The organism is Domibacillus aminovorans (genome assembly GCF_001643235.1).
In the GTDB taxonomy this organism is placed as follows: Bacteria; Bacillota; Bacilli; order Bacillales; family Domibacillaceae; genus Domibacillus; species Domibacillus aminovorans.
In genome coordinates this window covers 92,103-111,926 of the sequence record NZ_LQWY01000021.1, presented here as the reverse complement: position 1 = coordinate 111,926, position 19,824 = coordinate 92,103, and the positions used below count along the sequence as shown (strand labels likewise).

The 19,824-nt window shown below is 39.5% G+C and carries 14 protein-coding genes; 9 read left to right on the top strand and 5 right to left on the bottom strand.

The window, feature by feature from the left end:
- Position 1 precedes the first annotated feature (1 nt).
- Entirely contained in the window at positions 2 to 1,270 is a 1,269-nt protein-coding gene (locus tag AWH49_RS09250) for a PTS ascorbate transporter subunit IIC (protein WP_063965458.1), read from the top strand.
- Between the two features lie 107 nt (positions 1,271 to 1,377).
- On the opposite strand, the gene ltaS is transcribed toward AWH49_RS09250, so the two are convergent.
- Together ltaS and AWH49_RS19990 are read right to left on the bottom strand one after the other, a co-directional pair.
- Entirely contained in the window at positions 1,378 to 3,330 is a 1,953-nt protein-coding gene (gene ltaS / locus AWH49_RS09245) for a lipoteichoic acid synthase (protein WP_063965457.1), read from the bottom strand.
- 431 nt (positions 3,331 to 3,761) lie between these two features.
- Positions 3,762 to 3,902 carry a hypothetical protein gene (locus AWH49_RS19990; RefSeq protein ID WP_157723698.1) on the bottom strand — a complete coding sequence of 47 codons (141 nt, stop codon included), beginning with the start codon at positions 3,900 to 3,902 and terminating at the stop codon, positions 3,762 to 3,764.
- 743 nt (positions 3,903 to 4,645) lie between these two features.
- On the opposite strand from AWH49_RS19990, the gene AWH49_RS09235 reads away from it, so the two are divergent.
- The 3 genes from AWH49_RS09235 (at position 4,646) to AWH49_RS09225 (ending at position 6,098) form a co-directional block, all read left to right on the top strand.
- Positions 4,646 to 5,089, top strand: coding sequence for a universal stress protein (locus AWH49_RS09235; protein ID WP_063965455.1), 444 nt, complete (start codon positions 4,646 to 4,648; stop codon positions 5,087 to 5,089).
- 80 nt (positions 5,090 to 5,169) lie between these two features.
- Positions 5,170 to 5,592: a universal stress protein gene (locus AWH49_RS09230; RefSeq protein WP_082862753.1), complete on the top strand. Its 423-nt coding sequence runs from the start codon at positions 5,170 to 5,172 to the stop codon at positions 5,590 to 5,592.
- Positions 5,593 to 5,672: 80 nt separating this feature from the next.
- Complete coding sequence (locus tag AWH49_RS09225) at positions 5,673 to 6,098, top strand: universal stress protein (protein WP_063965453.1); 426 nt, start codon at positions 5,673 to 5,675, stop codon at positions 6,096 to 6,098.
- A 378-nt stretch (positions 6,099 to 6,476) separates the two neighbouring features.
- Here the strand turns inward: AWH49_RS09225 and AWH49_RS09220 are convergent, their stop codons facing one another.
- A complete protein-coding gene (locus AWH49_RS09220) occupies positions 6,477 to 7,385 on the bottom strand; it encodes a LysR family transcriptional regulator (RefSeq protein WP_063965452.1) in 909 nt (302 codons plus the stop codon).
- Between the two features lie 334 nt (positions 7,386 to 7,719).
- On the opposite strand from AWH49_RS09220, the gene AWH49_RS09215 reads away from it, so the two are divergent.
- The 4 genes from AWH49_RS09215 to AWH49_RS09200 all read left to right on the top strand — a co-directional run bounded on the left by AWH49_RS09215 (position 7,720) and on the right by AWH49_RS09200 (position 15,308).
- Complete coding sequence (locus AWH49_RS09215; RefSeq protein WP_063965451.1) at positions 7,720 to 9,060, top strand: ArgE/DapE family deacylase; 1,341 nt, start codon at positions 7,720 to 7,722, stop codon at positions 9,058 to 9,060.
- Positions 9,061 to 9,505: 445 nt separating this feature from the next.
- Positions 9,506 to 11,002, top strand: coding sequence for an NCS1 family nucleobase:cation symporter-1 (locus AWH49_RS09210; RefSeq protein WP_063965450.1), 1,497 nt, complete (start codon positions 9,506 to 9,508; stop codon positions 11,000 to 11,002).
- A 358-nt stretch (positions 11,003 to 11,360) separates the two neighbouring features.
- Positions 11,361 to 13,502, top strand: coding sequence for a hydantoinase/oxoprolinase family protein (locus AWH49_RS09205; RefSeq protein WP_063965449.1), 2,142 nt, complete (start codon positions 11,361 to 11,363; stop codon positions 13,500 to 13,502).
- 6 nt (positions 13,503 to 13,508) lie between these two features.
- Positions 13,509 to 15,308 (top strand): hydantoinase B/oxoprolinase family protein, encoded by a 1,800-nt coding sequence (locus tag AWH49_RS09200; protein ID WP_244886794.1) that lies wholly within the window; start codon positions 13,509 to 13,511, stop codon positions 15,306 to 15,308.
- Positions 15,309 to 15,651: 343 nt separating this feature from the next.
- Here the strand turns inward: AWH49_RS09200 and AWH49_RS09195 are convergent, their stop codons facing one another.
- Positions 15,652 to 16,494, bottom strand: a complete 843-nt coding sequence (locus AWH49_RS09195) for a helix-turn-helix transcriptional regulator (RefSeq protein WP_063965448.1) — start codon at positions 16,492 to 16,494, stop codon at positions 15,652 to 15,654.
- Between the two features lie 111 nt (positions 16,495 to 16,605).
- Here AWH49_RS09195 and fabF point away from each other — a divergent pair, with 111 nt between their 5' ends.
- Positions 16,606 to 17,841 (top strand): beta-ketoacyl-ACP synthase II, encoded by a 1,236-nt coding sequence (fabF, locus tag AWH49_RS09190; protein WP_063965447.1) that lies wholly within the window; start codon positions 16,606 to 16,608, stop codon positions 17,839 to 17,841.
- A gap of 272 nt (positions 17,842 to 18,113) precedes the next feature.
- Here the strand turns inward: fabF and AWH49_RS09185 are convergent, their stop codons facing one another.
- Complete coding sequence (locus AWH49_RS09185; protein ID WP_063965446.1) at positions 18,114 to 19,823, bottom strand: PucR family transcriptional regulator; 1,710 nt, start codon at positions 19,821 to 19,823, stop codon at positions 18,114 to 18,116.
- Between the last annotated feature and the right edge of the window lies 1 nt (position 19,824).

Sequence of the window (19,824 nt, the reverse complement as noted above, 5' to 3'; positions counted from 1 at the left end):
AATGTTAGATGTTATTATGAAGGATATTTTAGGAACACCGTCTATATTAGTCGGACTGTTCGCTTTAATTGGGTTATTATTGCAGCGAAAATCGAGCGCGGATGTTGTGTCTGGAACATTAAAAACAGTAATGGGCTTTATTATCATTAACGCTGGTGCAGCGGTTCTCATTGGTTCCCTTAACATATTTAGTCAAATGTTTGATCATGCTTTTAATGTTGAAGGGATTATTCCAAATAATGAAGCCATTGTCGCCGCTGCACAAAGCGATTTTGGTACCCCAACGGCGCTGATTATGGTATTTGGGATGATGGTGAACATTTTACTCGCTCGCTTTACTCGTTTTAAGTATATTTTCTTAACGGGCCACCACACATTATTTATGGCCTGCTTGATTGCCGTTACTTTATCGGTTGGCGGTTTGAAGGGCGTTCCACTTATCGTGGCGGGATCGATTATATTAGGATTATGTATGGTCCTTTTCCCAGCTCTGCTTCAACCGTACGTGCGACAAATTACGGGCAGTGATGATTTCGCGATTGGCCATTTTGGCACCATAGGGTATTTTGTTTCTGCAAAAGTCGGAGGATGGTTTGGAAATAAGGAAAAAACAACAGAAGAGATTAAAGTACCAAAATCACTAGGGTTTTTACGCGATACGTCCGTAGCTGTCTCACTCACAATGACGATCTTCTTTATTATTGTCGCTTTGTTTGCTGGACAAGACTATATTGAAACAACACTTTCTGGCGGTTCGAATTTCATTGTATTCTCATTTATCCAAGCGCTCACGTTTGCGGCAGGTGTGTACATTATTTTAGCAGGTGTCCGGATGTTAATTGCCGAAATTGTTCCTGCATTTAAAGGAATTGCGGATAAAGTGGCGCCAAACACGAAGCCTGCGTTAGATTGTCCGACAATCTTCCCATTCGCGCCTAACGCAGTTATTCTCGGTTTTCTATTTAGCTTTTTAGCAGGACTTTTATCTATGTTCATTCTTCCTGTATTAGGATTAAAAGTAATTGTACCAGGACTCGTTCCTCACTTCTTTACGGGTGCGGCAGCAGGAGTATTCGGAAATGTGACGGGTGGTAAACGTGGAGCCATGTTTGGATCATTTGCAAATGGACTTATCATCAGTTTCATACCAGCCATCTTATTGATTTTGCTAGGGGATATTGGATTTGAAGGAGCCACATTTGGTGATTCAGACTTTGGAGTAGTTGGCATATTGATCTTGAGTATTATGAAGCTTTTAGGATTATCTTAATAGTATACAAAAAAACCTGTAAACATTGTCTACAGGTTTTTTTGTATACTATTTTTTTAGTAAACACACATTCCCATCAACTTTAAACTATACAAAGTATATTTTTCTTACTCATTGGAATCTTCATCTTCTGAGTTATTATAGTTATATTGTGAACGGTCTACAGGCGTAAAGTTTTCAGGGGTGTAGAATCGTAATAAATCTCCATTCACGACTCGATCTGAAAGCGCTAATTTATGTTCTACGATTTCCCGATATTTTTCCGCTTCAGCTAATTGATCTTCTTCCAGTTGCAGTCCTGTATTTGAATCATAAAATTCACCATCAACAGATGTAACCGTTGGACTTACAAAGTCACCATTTCGGAATGGAACAAGTGGATCATGATTTTTAGATAATAAATCTGTTCCAAATTGTACATTATCTTTTGTATCAATGCCTAGCAAGTGAAGAAGGGTTGGAAGAATATCTATTTGTCCTCCGTATTCGTGGTTAACTCCACCTTCTACATTAGGCACACGAATGAATAATGGTACTCGTTGGAGGCCAGCACTTTCAAAGGGTGTAATTTCTTTTCCAAGAACTTGTTCCATCGCTTTATTATGGTTTTCTGAAATTCCATAATGGTCACCGTACATAATAATAATGGAATTATCATATAAACCAGATTCCTTTAGATAAGTAAAGAACTGCTCTAACGCTTCATCTGCATAACGAGCTGTTTGGAAGTACGTATCGACAGATTTATCACCCGTTGTATGCGGGGCAATTGAAGTATCTTCTTCATCAATCGGATACGGATAATGATTCGTAACTGTTATAAACTTTGAATAAAATGGTTGAGGTAACGATTCCAAGAGTGGGATGGACTCCTCATAGAACGGCTTGTCCATTAGCCCATAATCCGCTAAGTCTTCACGTTTTAATTCATAGTAGCTTGAATCAAAAAACTTGTCATATCCAAATGATTTATAAATTTCATTGCGATTCCAAAATGTCCGTGAATTCGGATGGAAAACCGCAGACGTATAACCTTCCTGACCTAAAATAGCAGGAGCAGCCTGATAAGTGTTTAACCCTTTTGTTGTAAAGGCTGCACCTTGTGGTAATCCATACAATGAATTTTCTAGCATAAATTCAGCATCGGCCGTTTTACCTTGTCCTGTTTGATGAAAGAAATTATCAAAATAAAGTGTATTTTCTTCTTTCGTCAATGAATTTAAAAACGGTGTTACTTCTTCTCCATGTAACTTGTAATCTATAAGAAAGTTTTGCATGGATTCGAGATGGAGATAAATTACATTCATTCCTTTTCCGGCACCAAAGTAAGCCGGATTTGGCTCAGCATAGTTAGATTTTGTGAAGTTAATGACTTCTGTAATGTCATCGCTATCTGCTAATACCCTTTTTGCAGAAGCTTTCGTACTTTGAACAGCATCATAAATGGTGTAATTGTACATACCTAAATATTTCACGATATAGTTTCGATCAAATCCCCTTGTTAATAATTGAGGACGATCTATCTCAGCTAAAGCTAGATTGGCTCCTGAAATAACTAGACCCAATGAAAAGATAGCAGCAACTTTCCGTCGATTCATGTCTTTAACTTCAATTTTTACAAATTTAAAAGAAAGCAATACGATCAAAAGAATCATGTCAGTGAAGAATAAAAAGTCATATGGTTTTAAAAGGGAAACCACACTGCTACTTACATCACCAAAATTTTGTGTCTGAGTTACAGTCGGTAATGTAATGAAATCATTAAAAAATCGGTAATATAAAACATTGGCATATAAAAGGAATGATAAAAGGAAATCAATCACAATCAGCCAAATATACTTTTTTCGTCCTTTAAAGAAGAAAGCAAAACCTAAAAATAATATGGAAGACCCTAAAGGATTTAGGAATAATAAAAACTTTTGAATAGAATTTTCAATCCCTAAGTCAAACTGTGTTAATTGAACGATATATGTTTTCATCCAAAAAAGAACTACAGCCACAAAGAAAAAGCCAACATAATTATTGAAAAAACTTTGACCTTTTTGCATTACGTTATTCATTTTTACACCTCTCTAGCCAACTATTATCCATGATTTTAGCTAATTATACAAGTATAACGATAGAAACAAATGAACCTATCTTAACACACGTGATAGTATAGCTGTTTTTTAACCCTACACAAAACGAATCTTAGGGTTCTGTTAATGAATCATATTGATCTTCTCCTTCAACTAAGGGAGCAGGTTAGAATATCTTATTAGTGGGGGTGACGTTGTGAAATATGTTTGTTCATGTTGTGGCGAAGAATTGATAGACACTGATGAAATATGTGAAATATGTTGTTGGGAAGATGATGGAGGTTCAGTTTTGAACGTCTGTGCGTTTTAACGTAAAAAGACTGTGGCCTATATTCATTTTTTAGTCAGATCTTCTTCAGCCGTGCATATAATAAGTTTAGCTGTCACTTAAAAAAGCCTTGATCAGTACTAGATCAAGGCAATTCTTTACCATTTAATACTGTTCCAAAGTCTTTTGTTGTTGTCATCGTGGTCGTTTTTGCGGTGTCGGTCATCATCGCGGTCGTCTCTGCGGCGTCGGTCATCATCACAATCTTTTCTGCGGATATCACCATAATCTGGATTGAACCAAATGGTTTTACAATCGTTTGTACCGCTCCATCTCCAACATTTTTTCTTTCTATGATCGCGGTTTTTACATCTGGAACTCATAATTATTTCCCCCTTTCGTAAAATTGCGAGGTTAAAACTACCCCTTGCAATATATAGTATGATTTAGGAAGTAACTGGTATAGTTTGTTCTACTAGTAAAAGTGAATATAAAAGACAACGGAGACAATTCTTCACTATCAAATCTGGATAGGCTAAAAGAAGAGACAATCACTTCTTTTTTAATTTTTTATGACAAATATGTAAAAAATTTAAATTTTTGTGAACGTGTAGTGTGATAACATTACAAACTACTTAAGGAGTGATTGGTGTGGATCGAGTATTGACGAAGCGTTTAAATAAACAAGGACTTATTTTTGTGGCGGTCCATACGATATTTTACCTTAACCTCGCAGTCGAGTTCATTATCTCTTCTTAATTTTTAAAAATAAGTATGGGTTCACTGCTCAGTGCAGTGGCCCTTTTTATGTTTTGCATATGTAGATGGCTGAACTAAAAATGGACGATATGCATGCATAATGACGATCGACTTTGCAGACAATTGGCAACGAAGCGATCGCTTATTGTATCTAGGAATATAGTTAATAGTTCTAAATAACTTAATAATCTGATTAATTCATTGACTTGAATCTATCATTACGTTTAATATAAACATGAATACATCGTTCACTTAAAAGGAGTGTTTTCTATGTTACGGGCTATATCAAAAGTTGTCGTTGCTTATGATGGATCTGAATTGGGCAAAAAAGCATTGGACAGAGCAATCATTTTAGCAAAGCAGGATGAAAGAATAGAACTAAATGTCATCACCGTTATTGAGCAGCCTACACCGGTAATTTACTACGGGGCGTATTCGGGCAACAATATTGCAACACCGGAGGCAAATATTGAAAAAGCGAAGGAAGTAATGCTTGAAGTAAAGGAAAAAATGAAAGCGGTTCCAAATAAGACGGAAACATTTATTGTAGAAGGACACCCGGCACAAGTAATTGAAGAATTTGTAGAAAACAATAATGCAGATCTTATTATTATGGGCAGCCGGGGATTAGGTGGACTTAAAGAGCTATTTTTAGGCAGCGTGAGCCATCATGTCGTGCAAAAAGCGTCTTGTGAAGTCATTATTGTCAAATAATGAATAAAAGGTATTTTAAATAAATGCATGAAGTTTACTATAAACAGAGTGCTCATTTATAAAAGGAGATGGTAAAGGATATGTCAAAAATTGTCGTTGCTTATGATGGATCTGAATTGAGCAAAAAAGCATTGGAAAGAGCGATTAATCTAGCAAAACAAGATGAAAAAGTGGAATTAAACGTCATCACAGCTATTCTTCATCCTATAGCCTCGATTTATAATTATGGCGCTGTTGATGCAGCACATGAAGCGAATCTCGAAGCGGCAAGGGAAATGATGAAAGAAGTAGAAGAAACATTGAAAGCAATTCCGAATAAGACGGAAACATATATTGTAGAAGGACACCCTGCACAGAAGATTGAAGAATTTGCAAAAAACAATAATGCGGACCTTATTATTATGGGCAGCCGGGGATTAGGCGGACTCAAAGAGCTATTCTTAGGCAGTGTGAGCCATCATGTCGTGCAAAAAGCGTCTTGTGAAGTCATTATTGTTAAATAATGAATAAAAGGTATTTTAAATAAATGCATGAATTTCACTATAAACAGAGTGCTCATTTATAAAAGGAGATGGTAAAGGATATGTCAAAAATTGTCGTTGCTTATGATGGATCTGAATTGAGCAAAAAAGCATTGGAAAGAGCGATTTATCTAGCAAAACGAGATGAAAAATTGGAATTAAACGTGATCACAGCTATCCCTAGATTAATCCCAGCCGTTTATAATTATGGTGTGACAGCTGTTACAGAACATGAAGCGAAGCTCAAGAATGCAAAGGAAATCATGCTTGAAGTAGAAGAAACGTTGAACGTGATTCCGAATAAGACGGAAACATATATTCTAGACGGAAATCCAGCACAGGCGATTGAGGAATTTGCAGAAAATAATAATGTAGACCTTATTGTCATGGGCAGCCGGGGATTGGGTGGCATAAAAGAGCTGTTCTTAGGCAGTGTGAGCCATCATGTCGTTCAAAAAGCGAAGTGCGAAGTCTTTATTGTTAAATAACATTATTAAACGTATTTGAACTCATTAAGTGTCTCGCGCGATATTCTAAAACTCAGGGGGTTCAGCTATACAGGACCGGCTTACACCTTAAAACGCGCGGACCACAAGAAACAGGAAGCCTTTCAAAAGGAACTGGATAGGATAAAAAAACACGACGGACGAGTTAGTCTTCTTATATGAAGATGAAAGCCATATCCGTGATTACCAGACTTTGCGTTCCACTTGGAGCCCTAAAGAAAAACAGAAACAAATTCCTACTTACGGACACCATGCGGCTGTCCGTTTGTTTGCGTTAACGTTTAAAACGGGGAATTTCTCTGCATGGAAACCGATCCATGCAACGAATGGTTTGAACTAGAACGACTTTTATGGCAACATCTAAAAATTGTCTTCTGTAAAGCTAGTAATAATTGATTCTTTTAAAAATGAAATAAATGAATGTACAACCGGAGAAGTTTCATCCTTGTTCCATGCTGCCCCAACTTTACATGTAGTAAAACTTTTTTTTAGTTGTAAGTAGACAATTTCATCGTTTTTTACAAATTGAATGGAAGATGGCAGTAAGGCTATACCTATTCCGGAAGCAACAAATGCTAAAGCAGTGTGTAACTCTTGCGCTTCTTGGGTCTTTTTAGGGCTGAAGCCAGCATGCTGACAAAGACTAATGACAGCATCATAATAACTCTGTCCTGCAATTCTTGGGGTCATGATGAAATGTTCGTTAGCAAGGCGGGATACATCGATAGGCTCTGTTTCTGCAGCTAATGGATGTGTTTTTGGCAAGGCAACAATAAATGGTTCTTCACGCAGCATTTCCACGTGTATTGATGCGCTTTCAACAGGTAGAACCAATAAACCGACATGAATGGTGCTTTCATTGAGAGATTCCATTTGCTCAGTTGTTGACAATTGCCGCAAGACAATATTTATATTTGGGTATTTTACTTGATAACTTCGAAGTAATAAGGGAAGAAGTTCAAAAGCGATTGATCCTGTAAAGGCTAATATTAATTGGCCAGCTTCTCCTCGATCGATACTTCGTGCCTCTTCACACGCCAAGTGTACACGATTTAGAATTTCATATGCCCTCTTTAGAAAAACTTCTCCGGCTGGTGTTAATTCAACGCGTTGTTTCGTTCGGGTAAACAAAAGCAAATCTAATTCAGCTTCTAGTTGCTTAATTTGTTGACTTAAAGGTGGCTGTGCCATTTGTAAGCGTTGTGCTGCTCTCCCAAAGTGAAGCTCTTCTGCCACAGCTATAAAGTATTTTAAATGTCTTAATTCCATACATGCACCTCTTCATATTTATAAAGTATTAACTAGTAAACAAACAAGTATTAGAAATAACTGGTTAGTCGTTGTATGATCAGTTTAACAAATATTCGGAAGGATGTGAATATTCAAACGATTAGTTTCTGCAGTGCATCCCTCCATATGTTTTAAGCTTACAACAATAAATTGTAAGGGGGATACACTAAAAATATAGTTTTATATTTTTAACCGAAAAAGCAAGTAGCTTTTTCAATTTGAGACATATGTTTTAAGACCCAATTATCATCGAAGGCTAATTGCACAAGCTTTCGACGCAACATTTAAAAAAATGAATATAGGAGTGTTGAAAATGGAGACATTGTTATCTAGTGGAGTACGTCAAAAAGTGAATGCTTATATGCAAGAGAATCGTGAAAGTTTGATTGAAGGATTACAAAAGTTAATCCAGATTCCTAGTGAAACAGGGTATGAAGGACCTGTTCAGGAACACATCAAAAAAGTGATGAAAAACCTAGAGCTTGAAACTGATACATTTGTTGCCGACGCAGAAAAAGTGAGACGTCACCCTGAATATACAGAGTCAGAAGTAGAGCGTCTTGTAGGATTCGATGGCCGTCCGAATGTAGTCGGTAAGTGGGCTGGATCAGAAGATGAAAAATCACTTCTATTGTTTACTCACGTAGATACAGTTCCGGTAGGAGACTTAGTGCACTGGAAATATCCGGCCCACGATGGAGTGATTGAAGATGGATTAATGTATGGTCGGGGAACGGCTGATAATAAAGGTGGCTTTGGTTCGATCCTTGCGGCATTAGAAGTCATTAAGGGATTGGGATTAAAACCAAAAGGGAATATCACCGCAATATCTGTCGTTGATGAGGAAGTAGGAGGAGCCGGCGGTGCAGTTGCGATGACTCAATATCTTGAAGAACAGAACTTTAAGGCGGATGCATGTATTTACCCACATCCACTAACAACTGGAGCGGGTCCTCAAATTGCCTGTGCAGGTGGATTAATTTTCAAAATAAGAGTGACAGGAGTAGCTGCTCACAACTTAAACGGTCAAGTGGGAATTAATGCAATCGGCAAGGCCATGAAAATATATGATGCTTTAATCGAGTTAGACAATAAGCGGGTAGGTACTGTCAGCTATGCACCATTTGAACGTTATTTCGCTGCTTCCGATATGCAAGTTCGTTCAAGTAACTTAACTCCAGCGATGATCAATGCTGGTCAATGGGCATATAAAGTGCCAGCTGAATGTGAACTAACTGGTACAATTGGCTATCCACCAAATGAAACTCTTGAAGAAGTGAAAGCACAAATTGAGGAAGTTGTTAACCAAGTTGCTGCCCAAGATGCGTGGCTATCTGAAAATCCACCGGAAATTACTTATGAATGGCACACAAGCCCAGCTGAAATAAGCCCTGATCATTCTTTTGTTCAGATGGTAAAGTCAAACATTGATGAAGTCGTAGGCAGAGAAACGGAAATCTATGGAATGCCTACATTTAGTGATATTCGTTTCCCGCTTATTTACATGAATATGCCTGCAATCATCTACGGTCCAAAAGGCGGAAATCTCCATGGATCTGATGAATGGGTCAATGTACAAGATTGGTTAGAATGTGTCGAAACAAATGTTCTAAACATATTGGAATGGTCTGGATACGAAGAGATCAATAAGTAAAAAGCAACAGTAATTACCTGTAAAAAATTAAGTTTAAATTTAATGAAGAGCACAGCGGAAAGATAATTTTGAAAAATTACTCAATGCTGTGCCTGCATTTTTATAGATCTAAGTTCAAAAAAATTTCACGGTAGAACAAGACTTCACTCCAAAAAGCAAGCAATATTGAATGGAGGAGTGAAGTCGTTTTTAAAACTCTCAATTAGGTAAAACAAAAACAATATAGCCCCCAAACCCGATGACACTGCTGCCTATAGTATTGTAATAAACGCCGAGTTAGTCTCCTTTAGATAGTAATTAACTTCACTTCAGAAAAAAGAATGAACCAAGCACTTCCGCATGTAAGCCTAAGATTTTCACTTTAAATGTAAGCGCTTAATATAGGTGTAAAACTTTTATATGAGACGTTCCATAATAATATAAAAATCAAAGGAGCTTTGATTAGATGGCTATGAACCAACCTAATCTTCAAAAAGAAAAGGCAAGTTCACTTAGTAACCCGGACTTGTTGCCTGTACAGAGGGAGGATCGGACTTGGAAAACACAAAACTTTGCTTCTATGTGGATGGGTGTTATCAATAATATTCCCACATATGCAACGATTGGGGGATTAGTTGTTTTAGGGTTTTCTCCATGGCAAGTTATTGCGATTGTACTTACTGCCTCGCTTATCCTTTACGGGGCTTTAGCGCTTAATGGTCATGCCGGATCTAAATATGGAATACCATTCCCGGTGTTGATCCGAACCTCTTATGGAACGTTGGGGGCAAATGTTCCAGCCGTATTGCGCGGGATCGTTGCGATTATGTGGTTAGGCATACAGGCGTATGCAGGGAGCGCAGCGTTTAATATAGCGTTCACACTCCTTTGGCCGGGTTGGGCTAATCTAGGGGGAGACTGGACGATTTTAGGAATCGGCCTGCCAGGATTGCTGTCTTTTTTAATCTTTTGGTCGCTGCACTTCTTAGTGTTAAAGCGGGGGATGGAGTCGCTGAAAAAATTCCAGGCGTTCACAGGTCCTTTAGTATACATTGTATTAATCGGCTTGCTTTGGTGGGCGATTGATGCAGGGGGCGGACTGAGTGCGATATTCTCTCAAACTGGGAAGTATGAAACGTTTGGAACGGCATTTTTCCCTTTCATTAGTGCAGTAGCAGGTATCATTGGAATATGGTCGACCTTGATTCTGAATATCCCTGACTTTACTAGATTTGCAAGATCGCAGAAAGATCAAATAAAAGGCCAATTATATGGACTCCCAGTAACATTTACTATCTTTACGTTTGTCACAGTTACAGCAACAGCTGCCACAACAGTCGTCTTTGGGAAACCGGTAGGGGATATCATCATCCTTCTCCAACAGTTTGATAGACCGGTTATCATCGCCATTGCAGCTCTTATGCTAGCAGCAGCAACGATCACGGTAAATGTTATTGCCAATCTGGTTTCACCGGCTTATGATTTAGCCAATTTGTTTCCAAAGTGGATCACTTTCCAACGAGGCTTTTACATTACAATGTTTGCAGCTCTCTTTACATTCCCTTGGAAGTTAATGGAGAATGCTGATACAATCTTTACTCTTCTCAACTTGATTGGAGGTGCGCTTGGTCCAATCGCTGGTGTGATGATTGCTGATTATTACATTATCCGCAAGCGCCAACTCAATATGAACGATATCTACTCTTTAAAAGGAGAGTACACTTATTTTAAAGGCTATAACTATAGAGCGTTTGCTGCTACTGCATTTGCTGCTGGGATCGCTTTAATCGGGGCATTTGTGCCTTCTTTGAAAGGGCTATATGATATCTCTTGGTTTTTAGGAGTCGTTCTTTCCTTTTTCGTTTATATTGGTTTGATGCGCCTACACCCTCCGGTATCTGTTCAAGAGCAGAAAGATCAATTGAAAGAGGTAACCAATACTGAAATTGAAAAAGTAAATTGATTTGGAAGTTTACAGTAAATATAAAATATGTTATAAAGGCTTGATTATTAACCAATTTTAACATGAATTATTGCGTTATTTAAATGAGTGATAAAAGGAAGAAGTCACTTTTATGCTCTGAATTATTAAAATATTCAGTGTATTTACTAGAGGAATCTATAAGTTTAACAGGAATAATAGAAAATAAGGGGGGCAAAGTATGGCGAATATGGGCTCTAGAATTGAAAGGATCCCCTGATAATAAATATAATAGGAAGTTATTGGTTATAAGTGGATTTGGAAATACGTTTGATTCCATGGAAAAGAATGAAAGCGTTTGATTACTCTAATAGAGAACTAGAAAAAAGGAGATGTTCATATGATTCGAATAGGTGTTGACGTTGGAGGTACGTTTACCGACCTAATACTAGTTGATGAATTGACGAATAAAATTCATGTACACAAAGTTCCAAGTACGATTGAGGATCAGTCTATCGGGGTGATCAATGGCATTCAAGAACTATGTAAAAACGCTGACGTTCCTGTAACAGATGTAGACTATGTTCTTCATGGAACAACGGTCGCCACTAACATTATTATTGAGCGTGACGGTGCTGCAGTCGGAATGCTGACTACGAAAAATTACCGGGATATTTTACACATTGCCCGTCACAAAAAGGCAGAAAATTTCTCTATTCAGCAAGATCTTCCTTGGCAAGCAGATCCTTTAGTATTGCGCAGAAACCGTATTCCTATTACAGAGAAACTGGCCGCTCCGGATGGTCACGTAAAAGTACCGATGAATGAAGAAGAAGTTCGCGAAGCGGTGCAGCGGCTTAAAGAGTCTAAGGTAGATGTTGTAGTCGTTTCTTTCCTCTTTTCATTTTTAAATGATGTACACGAACAACGGGCGAAGGAAATCGTGAAAGAATTGTGGCCGGAAGTACAATGCTTTACCTCTAGTGAAATTGCTCCTCAAATGCGAGAGTATGAGAGGTTTAGTACAGCAGCGATGAATGCCTATGTAGCACCGCGCGTCAGCCGATACTTAGATCATCTAGTTAGTGCTCTTGATAACGCCGGATTACAAGGAGAACTTCACATAATGCAGTCTTCAGGCGGCATGGCTACTAGTGACATGGCAACGGAAAAACCAGTCACATTGCTAAAGTCAGGTCCATCTGGAGCCGTATTGGCCACTGCTTGGTGCGGTGAGTTGGAGGGAGTTCCTAATCTCATTAGTGTGGATATTGGTGGCACTTCAGCGGATATTTCCGTGATTCCAAATAACACACCGAAAATTATCAATCCTCGTGATGCTGAGGCGAACGGCTACCCGGTACTTGTTCCGATGATTGATGTAGAAGTTATTGGTGCAGGCGGCGGATCGATTGCCTACATTGACGCCGGTGGGGCATTCCGAGTAGGACCTAGAAGTGCAGGCGCCAATCCAGGTCCGGCTTGTTATGGTCGAGGGGGAGAATCTCCGTGTGTGACCGATGCCAATGTCATACTTGGACGCCTCGATCCTGAACAATTTCTTGGAGGAGATCTCCAATTGCATCCTGAGTTAAGCTATAAAGCGGTTGAAGAAACGCTTTGTCGTCAACTGGGAATGTCTGTAGAAGAGGCCGCTCTAGGCATTCTTAAAATTATTAACAACCATATGGCTCTTTGCATCCGTGCAAAGTCTGTAAGTAAAGGGATAGATCCACGTGAATATGCCCTGTTTGCAGCAGGTGGTGCTGGTCCGCTTCATTCCGTCGAGCTGGCTGAAACGATAGGCTGTAACTTAGTTATCGTCCCCGCTTATCCTGGAATTAGCGCAGCGACTGGTTTATTGGTTGGAGACATTAAATACGACTTTATTAAATCTCATATTAATCGTATCGACAAAATTAATGATGAAGCCATTCAATCAATTAACTCTGATCTTGAGGAACTATCCAATACTGCCTACGCTCAATTGATTAAGGATGGTGTTAAACCGGAGGATATCTTGATAGAGCGGATAGCAGAGTGCAGGTATGCAGGTCAAGGATTTGAATTACGTGCATCCATCCCAGAGGGGCTACTTACTGAGCAATCCATGGCGATTATTAGTCAAAGATTCCATGAGGCACACGAGGAAGAGTATGGTCATCATTTTCCGGAAAATGTAGTGGAATTAATTACTTTGCGCATCGTAGCGACAGGAAAAACACCTTCATTAAATATGCCAAAGTTAGAGATTGGGGATCGGATTAATCCGAACGAAGCACTCATGTATGAGCGTGAAACAGTATTTGAAGTGGATGGTGAGATTAAACGTTTCCCGACTCCTCGTTACGATCGAAGTAAATTGCTGGCTCACGATTTAATCATGGGACCTGCGATTATCGTGCAGCGCGACTCGACAACTTCGGTACCACCACATTGGCAAGCCACTGTTTCGGAAAATGGAACTTTATTTGTAGCATCAAAGGTTGTACAGGGCGGCGCAGCAGAGTCAGTTGAAAAACTTTTCACGAAGGTGAGGTAATTGAATATGATGACCAATCAAACGAACCAAACTATCATTCAAAATAAAGTTGATCCTGTAACTTTGCAAGTGATCGGTGGAGCACTAAAGACGATAGCGAAAGAGATGGCACACGTCATGTACCGGATGGCGTACTCTTCACTTATTCGCGAATCGGAAGACCTTGGGGCAGGGATCTTTGATGTTTTTGGTAACACATTGGCCGAAGCAGATTCTACACCTATGCAACTCGGTTGTTTACCGGGATACATTAGGGGGTTCCAAGGAAAACTGGGAGATAACCAACATCCCGACGATATCATTTGGAATAATGACCCTTATGCGGGTGCCTCTCACTCCCCAGACGTTGCTTTGTGTCAACCTATATTTTATAAAGGTGAATTAGTTGGATACGCAGGTGCTACCGCCCACCATTTAGATATGGGAGGAGCCCAGCCTGGACTCATGATTGATGTGCCCGATGTGTTTGCAGAAGGCTTGATTCTAAATGGAGTGAAGCTTTATGACAAAGGGGTACGGAACGAAACTTTGTTTGAAGTCATTCGTCAAAATGTTCGTACGCCTGTACAGGTAATCGGGGATTTAGAGGCACAGGTTGCAGCCTGCCGGATGGGAGTCAAGCGGTTCGTTGAGCTGATGGATAAGTATGGAAAAGACGCTGTTATTTTAGCTTGCGAAGAGTTAATGAACTATTCTGAGCGAATGATGCGAAGAGAAATTGCCAAAATTCCCGATGGCGTATATGAGGCTGAGTCATGGCTTGATAACGATGGCCGTAATCTGGATACGCCACTGAAAGTACACGTGAAAATGACGAAACAAGGAGAGGAACTGGAAGTAGATGTTTCCGGCTCTGCTGATCAAGTATCCACTGCATTTAATGTGGCGTATTCTGGGGCTCTTTGCGTAAGTGTTCATAGTGTGCTGCGGTCCATATTTTTAGATACATTTACTACCGAAGAAGATGTCCCGGCGAATGAGGGAGCGTTTCGTCCAATTAAAATTAAAGCACGTAAGGGATGTATCTTTAATCCAATTAAACCAGCCGCTCTGTTTAGCCGTGGTAATCAGGTGAACACTGTAGCAGATCTGATTATCAAAGCGTTAACACCTGTTCTCCCTAATCAGACTTGCGCAGGCAGCGCAGCCAACCTGCAATTTGCTTCTTATGCCGGGCTAGACGAAAACAATGAGTACTGGGTTTATATTGAGGTAAATGAAGGATCTTACGGAGGACGTCCGGGTAAAGATGGAATGGACGCTGTAGACTTCAGTTCATGGAACACGATGAACAATCCAATCGAAGATCTTGATATGCACATTCCTCTCGTTTGTGAACAGTATGAACTCCGGGAAGATACAGGAGGTGCTGGACAATGGCGGGGTGGTTTAGGGATCGTGAGATGGAACCGCTTCTTAACGGATGGATTTATGACGATGGAAGGGGACAAACACACTGTACGTCCATGGGGATACAAAGGCGGACTTCCTGGAACAAGCGCAAATCTGATTAAAAACCCGGATAGCGTTTCTGAAGAACTCCCGTCTAAGATCAATGGCCATCGCTTCCAAGCCGGAGAATCTGTGCAAATTCTAGTCCCATCATCTGGAGGATACGGGGATCCGCTCCAACGATCCGCCGAGCAAGTATTTGAAGATGTACTAGATGAGATTGTCTCGGTTGAAACGGCCTACCGTGATTATGCGGTCGTGATTAAGGATCAGAAGCTGGATGTAGTGGCTACGGAGAAAAGAAGAGAAGAAATAAGAAGAATAAGAGGGAAACTGCCCGTTTATTCCGAATAATACTCACTGTTATAACATGTCAATGGGCAAAGCAACTTTTATTATAGGGGGATAGCGGAATGCAGACTAAGATCGTCACTTTCTGTGACAACGCCTGCATGACCCACATCCTGTGGGCCTAAAATCCCCGCTGATGGAAGATTCACTTTATCAAATCAATTAACACATAAACAAGCAGCCAAGTGCTTTTTTAAGAAAGACTTGGCTGCTTTTCCTATTGTGCACTTTACTTATTCGTTTCTTTTAAAAGAGATCTATTTGTTTTCAAAATAAATATTGCCGTTTAGAAAAAGTATATTCACTTAACTGCTTCGTGCAAAATTTGTTAGACGTATACCCCTGCTTAAATATTATTTTCAATTAAGCGCTTTAACTTATCTTCAGTTCGGGTATCATCAACCGGAGTATAGACACTGCATCTTAAATCAGTATCTCCTTGTACTTGTAAAGAAGTGAGGCTAAAGACCATTTTACCCGCTTTAGCATGGCGAAATTCGATTAACACCTCTGGAGCAGAACTTACTTCGCCTTGGTTCCACAGTTGTTGAAATTCCGGATAATTTTGTTCCATTTCTTCAATGAATTGCGAATACCATTTGTCGGCAAAATATTGCCCATAATACGTTCGGAAAATGGCAAGAAATCCTTTTACAAAATGGGCCCAATTAACCGCTAAACTCCTAAATTCTTTTCTTGCAAATAATAAACGGATAAGATTCCGCTCTTCTAACGGAATGTGGTCAAAATCCAAAAATACATGTGCTGCTGCCTTATTCCATCCAACAATATGGCAGTGTCTATCCGAAATAATCGTAGGGCAATATTGAAGCTCCTGCAATATTTTATTTAAGGAAGGGTTGATTAATGTTTCTTCTTCAAGTGAAAACTCGTTTTTTACTCCTTCTTCCAAAGCTAACGCGAATAAATATTTTTTTTCATCTGGTTTTAATAGTAACGCGTTGGAAATAGCGTCTAAAACCGAAGCAGATACTTTAATATCTCTCCCTTGTTCTAACCACGTATACCAGGTTGTACTTACAGCAGCTAAATGAGCCACTTCTTCCCTTCGGAGACCAGGTGTTCTTCTTCGTTTACCCATTGGCAGTCCGACCATATGGGGATGAATTTTAGAACGACGTGTTTTTAAAAACTCCGATAGCGCCTGAAGTCTAGTTTCCGAATTCATTTTTATTCCCCTTTTTTAATGTAGTGTAAATTATACCATGATAAACAACAAATTGTAATAGGATAACAATGAGGTAAAATTAGAATAAAGACGATGTTAGGAGGAGTTTAAATGAAGAGAGTTGTAATTACTGGAATGGGCGTTATTTCACCGTTAGGGAATGATCTTGATACTTTCTGGCACCAATTAACGAAAGGTAAGTCTGGAATTACGTTGATTGATACTTTTGATGTATCCGATACTAAAACAAAAATAGCTGGTATTATTCGTGACTTCGATGCAGAAGGTCGATGGGGCCGCAAGGAAGCAAGACATATGGATCGTTTTTGCCAGTTTGCTTTAGCTGCAGCTGAACAAGCTTTGGAAAATTCACAATTACAATTGGACAAGATTGATCGAGAACGATTTGGCGTATATGTCGGTTCCGGTATTGGAGGAATCAATGCCTTTATTGATAATGTCAATTTGTTAAACGAACGAGGACCGGGAAGAGTAAGTCCTAGTATGGTGCCTATGATGATATCGAATGCGGCCGCTGCCCAAATAAGTATTAGATTAGGTGCATTTGGTCCATCATTGTCTCCCGTTACCGCATGTTCTATTGGTAACACGTCTATTGGTGAAGCGTTCAGTGTCATTCGAAACGGTGAAGCAGATGTTATTTTTGCTGGTGGAACGGAAGCGGCCATTACGAGATTATCCTTGGCAAGTTTCGGAAATGCGACAGCTTTATCGATGAGAAATGAGGAACCAACTTTAGCGAGTCGGCCGTTTGATGTAAATCGAGATGGGTTTGTAATGAGCGAAGGAGCCGGTATATTGGTGTTGGAATCAATGGAACACGCGGTACGACGGGAAGCTCCTATTTATGGTGAAGTGATCGGGTATGGAGCAGGTTCGGATGCTTATCATATGGTAGCATCGCACCCAGAAGGAAGAGGGGCTTATTCGGCGATGAAAAATGCTCTGGTAAAGGCAAATATATCTGCAAGTGAGGTAGACGTTATTAGCGCTCACGCAACAAGTACACAAGTAGGTGACATTTCTGAAACACTAGCTATAAAGAGGTTGTTTGGAGATCATGCCTATCAAATTCCAACTACAGCTAACAAATCGATGCTCGGTCATATGCTCGGCGCCGCTGGTGGGGTTGAGGCAATTGCTCTAGTGAAAAGTCTTCAACAAGGTATAGTACCTCCAACTATCAATTTAGAGACGGCTGATCCGGAGTGTGATTTGGATTATGTCTCGGAGGGTGCGCGGAGTGTTCCACTAAACATTGGTATTTCCAACTCATTCGGCTTTGGGGGTCACAATTCAGCTATTATATTAAAAAGATATGAATGAAAATTGACAGTGATCATTCGTGATTAAGGTGTTTGGAATCTGATGCTGAATGAATAAACCTTCCTATTTAATGGGTATTAATAGTTAAAAAAGGAATACAGTTAAATACAATTAAGGCCTGTTTTGTTTACTCTTTTTTCAAAACAGGCTCTTTCATTGAACCTCATGTGAAAAACTCACAATCAGCTTAAGGTTTTTGACAGTAACTATGAGTATTTAAAGGGGTTAATCACTTTACTCCACGAAGCTCTGTTGATGGGATGAATAGAAAATTATAAGATAGTGGGGGGAGATGCTCCCTCTATGAGTTTATCATCATCTGTTTCCAAAGAATATCCGTGGATATGATCCGCAAGCGACTCAAGAGCTAAAGCGATTTGGATCCAAAATTGGCATTTTGAGGAAGATAAACTATCCTCTAAATAATGTTCGATCCGATCAATTCGATATCGAAGAGTATTCCGGTGAATATGTAAAGCTTTAGCCACGATTTCGCGATTATAGTTATGGGCTGCGAGACATTTTAGCGTTTCATAGAGTACTGAACCTCGTTCAGAAAGAAGCTCCTCTGGTAAGATAAGGTTTCGAAATTCCTGGGCTTTAGCTGAATCCATGCCTCCATAAAGAAGCAACTCCCCCCGTGATTCCTCTGCAAAGTAGGCCCCTCCTGCAGGATCTGAAAACTGAACAAGTGGAGTTAGAGACTTTGCCTCCTGATAGCTTTCAACCAAAGAAAGCCAATCTGCCTTCATTTCGCCAAACACAAGAACAGGAACTATTTGCTTATAAATCGTTTGCACATGGCTATATAGATTTTTTAAATGGTTTTTAATTTCCGAATACTCAAGACTAGAGGATATCAATAATGTCAGTCGTCCTTCATATACCGCACAGAAGCCGTCAATCCCTTCTGTTTGCTGAATCCAATTTGTACATTCATTGCTCAAAAAATCCAACTCTATGGATAAGCTGAGCGGTATCTTCTTTATTCCAGGAAGTACAAACCCTGCCATCCAATTCTCATTCGCGGTCAATCCAAGTTTATGCATTCTATCTTTCATTAATATAGAGGCTGTTTTTGGATTTTCAAATAGTAATTCCATTAACTCTGTTCTAAATTGTTTATTTGTAACCCCTACGATTTGTTGATTTAGGTGGATATCTAAAAGAACAGTGGCCGCATACTTAAGGGCAAGCGCATGTGTTTCATTTAACGGCTGATAAAAGTTGAGAAGCCAAAGAGTTCTCGAATAGTTTCCTTCAATTTGAAGTGGTACAGCCATTGCATAAGGAGAAGTTTTAGTTGATACATTTATAGGCTGTCCCTCTGCTATGATTGGTTCGTTTTCATGTAGATGATCAACCGAACGTTCATTTAATAGCTTGATGAGATGATCCATTGTTTGAGGAAGATTTATACGTTTTTCTTCAGCTGGAATGATTTTATCCAAAACTTTGTTCATAGGATCAGTAATTACAGCGGGACAATTAAAATGATTGGCAAGGTTGCGACACACATCCATACTGCTGTTTGAAGATCCTAATTTTTCGGTTAACTTCAAAGGAAGCTTTGCGGTTAATTCTTTTTTTCTATACTCCCGCTTTACAATTTCTTGGTGAATAGAATGGGTTAGTTTAACGAATTGCACGTGAAAGGGTACTTCTAAAATAGGGATAGCATATTTTTCCCCAAATTCCAAAACAGATGGGGGACATTCATCTAGATAACGGCCTGTTGCAAACAAAATACCGGAAATTTGATGCTGTAAAAACCCTTTAAGAAGCCTGTCTTCGGAAGGTTTATCTTGAGGCCATACTTGTCCGGAGGTTAAAAGTAATTCACCCCCTTCAAGGAAGTGCCTCATATCATCATGATCAATAACATGTGCCCAGCGTATTTTCCGGAACAACCCTCTTTTTCCGGCACGAACTGTTACATTATTTAATTCTGTTAGAAGTATTGCTTCTCTTACTGTAATCATT

Coding starts and splice junctions, on each gene's coding strand:
- AWH49_RS09250 (WP_063965458.1), top strand. CDS start 2: ATGTTAGATGTTATTATGAAGGATATTTTAGGAACACCGTCTATATTA.
- ltaS (WP_063965457.1), bottom strand. CDS start 3,330: ATGAATAACGTAATGCAAAAAGGTCAAAGTTTTTTCAATAATTATGTT.
- AWH49_RS19990 (WP_157723698.1), bottom strand. CDS start 3,902: ATGGTGATATCCGCAGAAAAGATTGTGATGATGACCGACGCCGCAGAG.
- AWH49_RS09235 (WP_063965455.1), top strand. CDS start 4,646: ATGTTACGGGCTATATCAAAAGTTGTCGTTGCTTATGATGGATCTGAA.
- AWH49_RS09230 (WP_082862753.1), top strand. CDS start 5,170: ATGTCAAAAATTGTCGTTGCTTATGATGGATCTGAATTGAGCAAAAAA.
- AWH49_RS09225 (WP_063965453.1), top strand. CDS start 5,673: ATGTCAAAAATTGTCGTTGCTTATGATGGATCTGAATTGAGCAAAAAA.
- AWH49_RS09220 (WP_063965452.1), bottom strand. CDS start 7,385: ATGGAATTAAGACATTTAAAATACTTTATAGCTGTGGCAGAAGAGCTT.
- AWH49_RS09215 (WP_063965451.1), top strand. CDS start 7,720: ATGGAGACATTGTTATCTAGTGGAGTACGTCAAAAAGTGAATGCTTAT.
- AWH49_RS09210 (WP_063965450.1), top strand. CDS start 9,506: ATGGCTATGAACCAACCTAATCTTCAAAAAGAAAAGGCAAGTTCACTT.
- AWH49_RS09205 (WP_063965449.1), top strand. CDS start 11,361: ATGATTCGAATAGGTGTTGACGTTGGAGGTACGTTTACCGACCTAATA.
- AWH49_RS09200 (WP_244886794.1), top strand. CDS start 13,509: ATGATGACCAATCAAACGAACCAAACTATCATTCAAAATAAAGTTGAT.
- AWH49_RS09195 (WP_063965448.1), bottom strand. CDS start 16,494: ATGAATTCGGAAACTAGACTTCAGGCGCTATCGGAGTTTTTAAAAACA.
- fabF (WP_063965447.1), top strand. CDS start 16,606: ATGAAGAGAGTTGTAATTACTGGAATGGGCGTTATTTCACCGTTAGGG.
- AWH49_RS09185 (WP_063965446.1), bottom strand. CDS start 19,823: ATGATTACAGTAAGAGAAGCAATACTTCTAACAGAATTAAATAATGTA.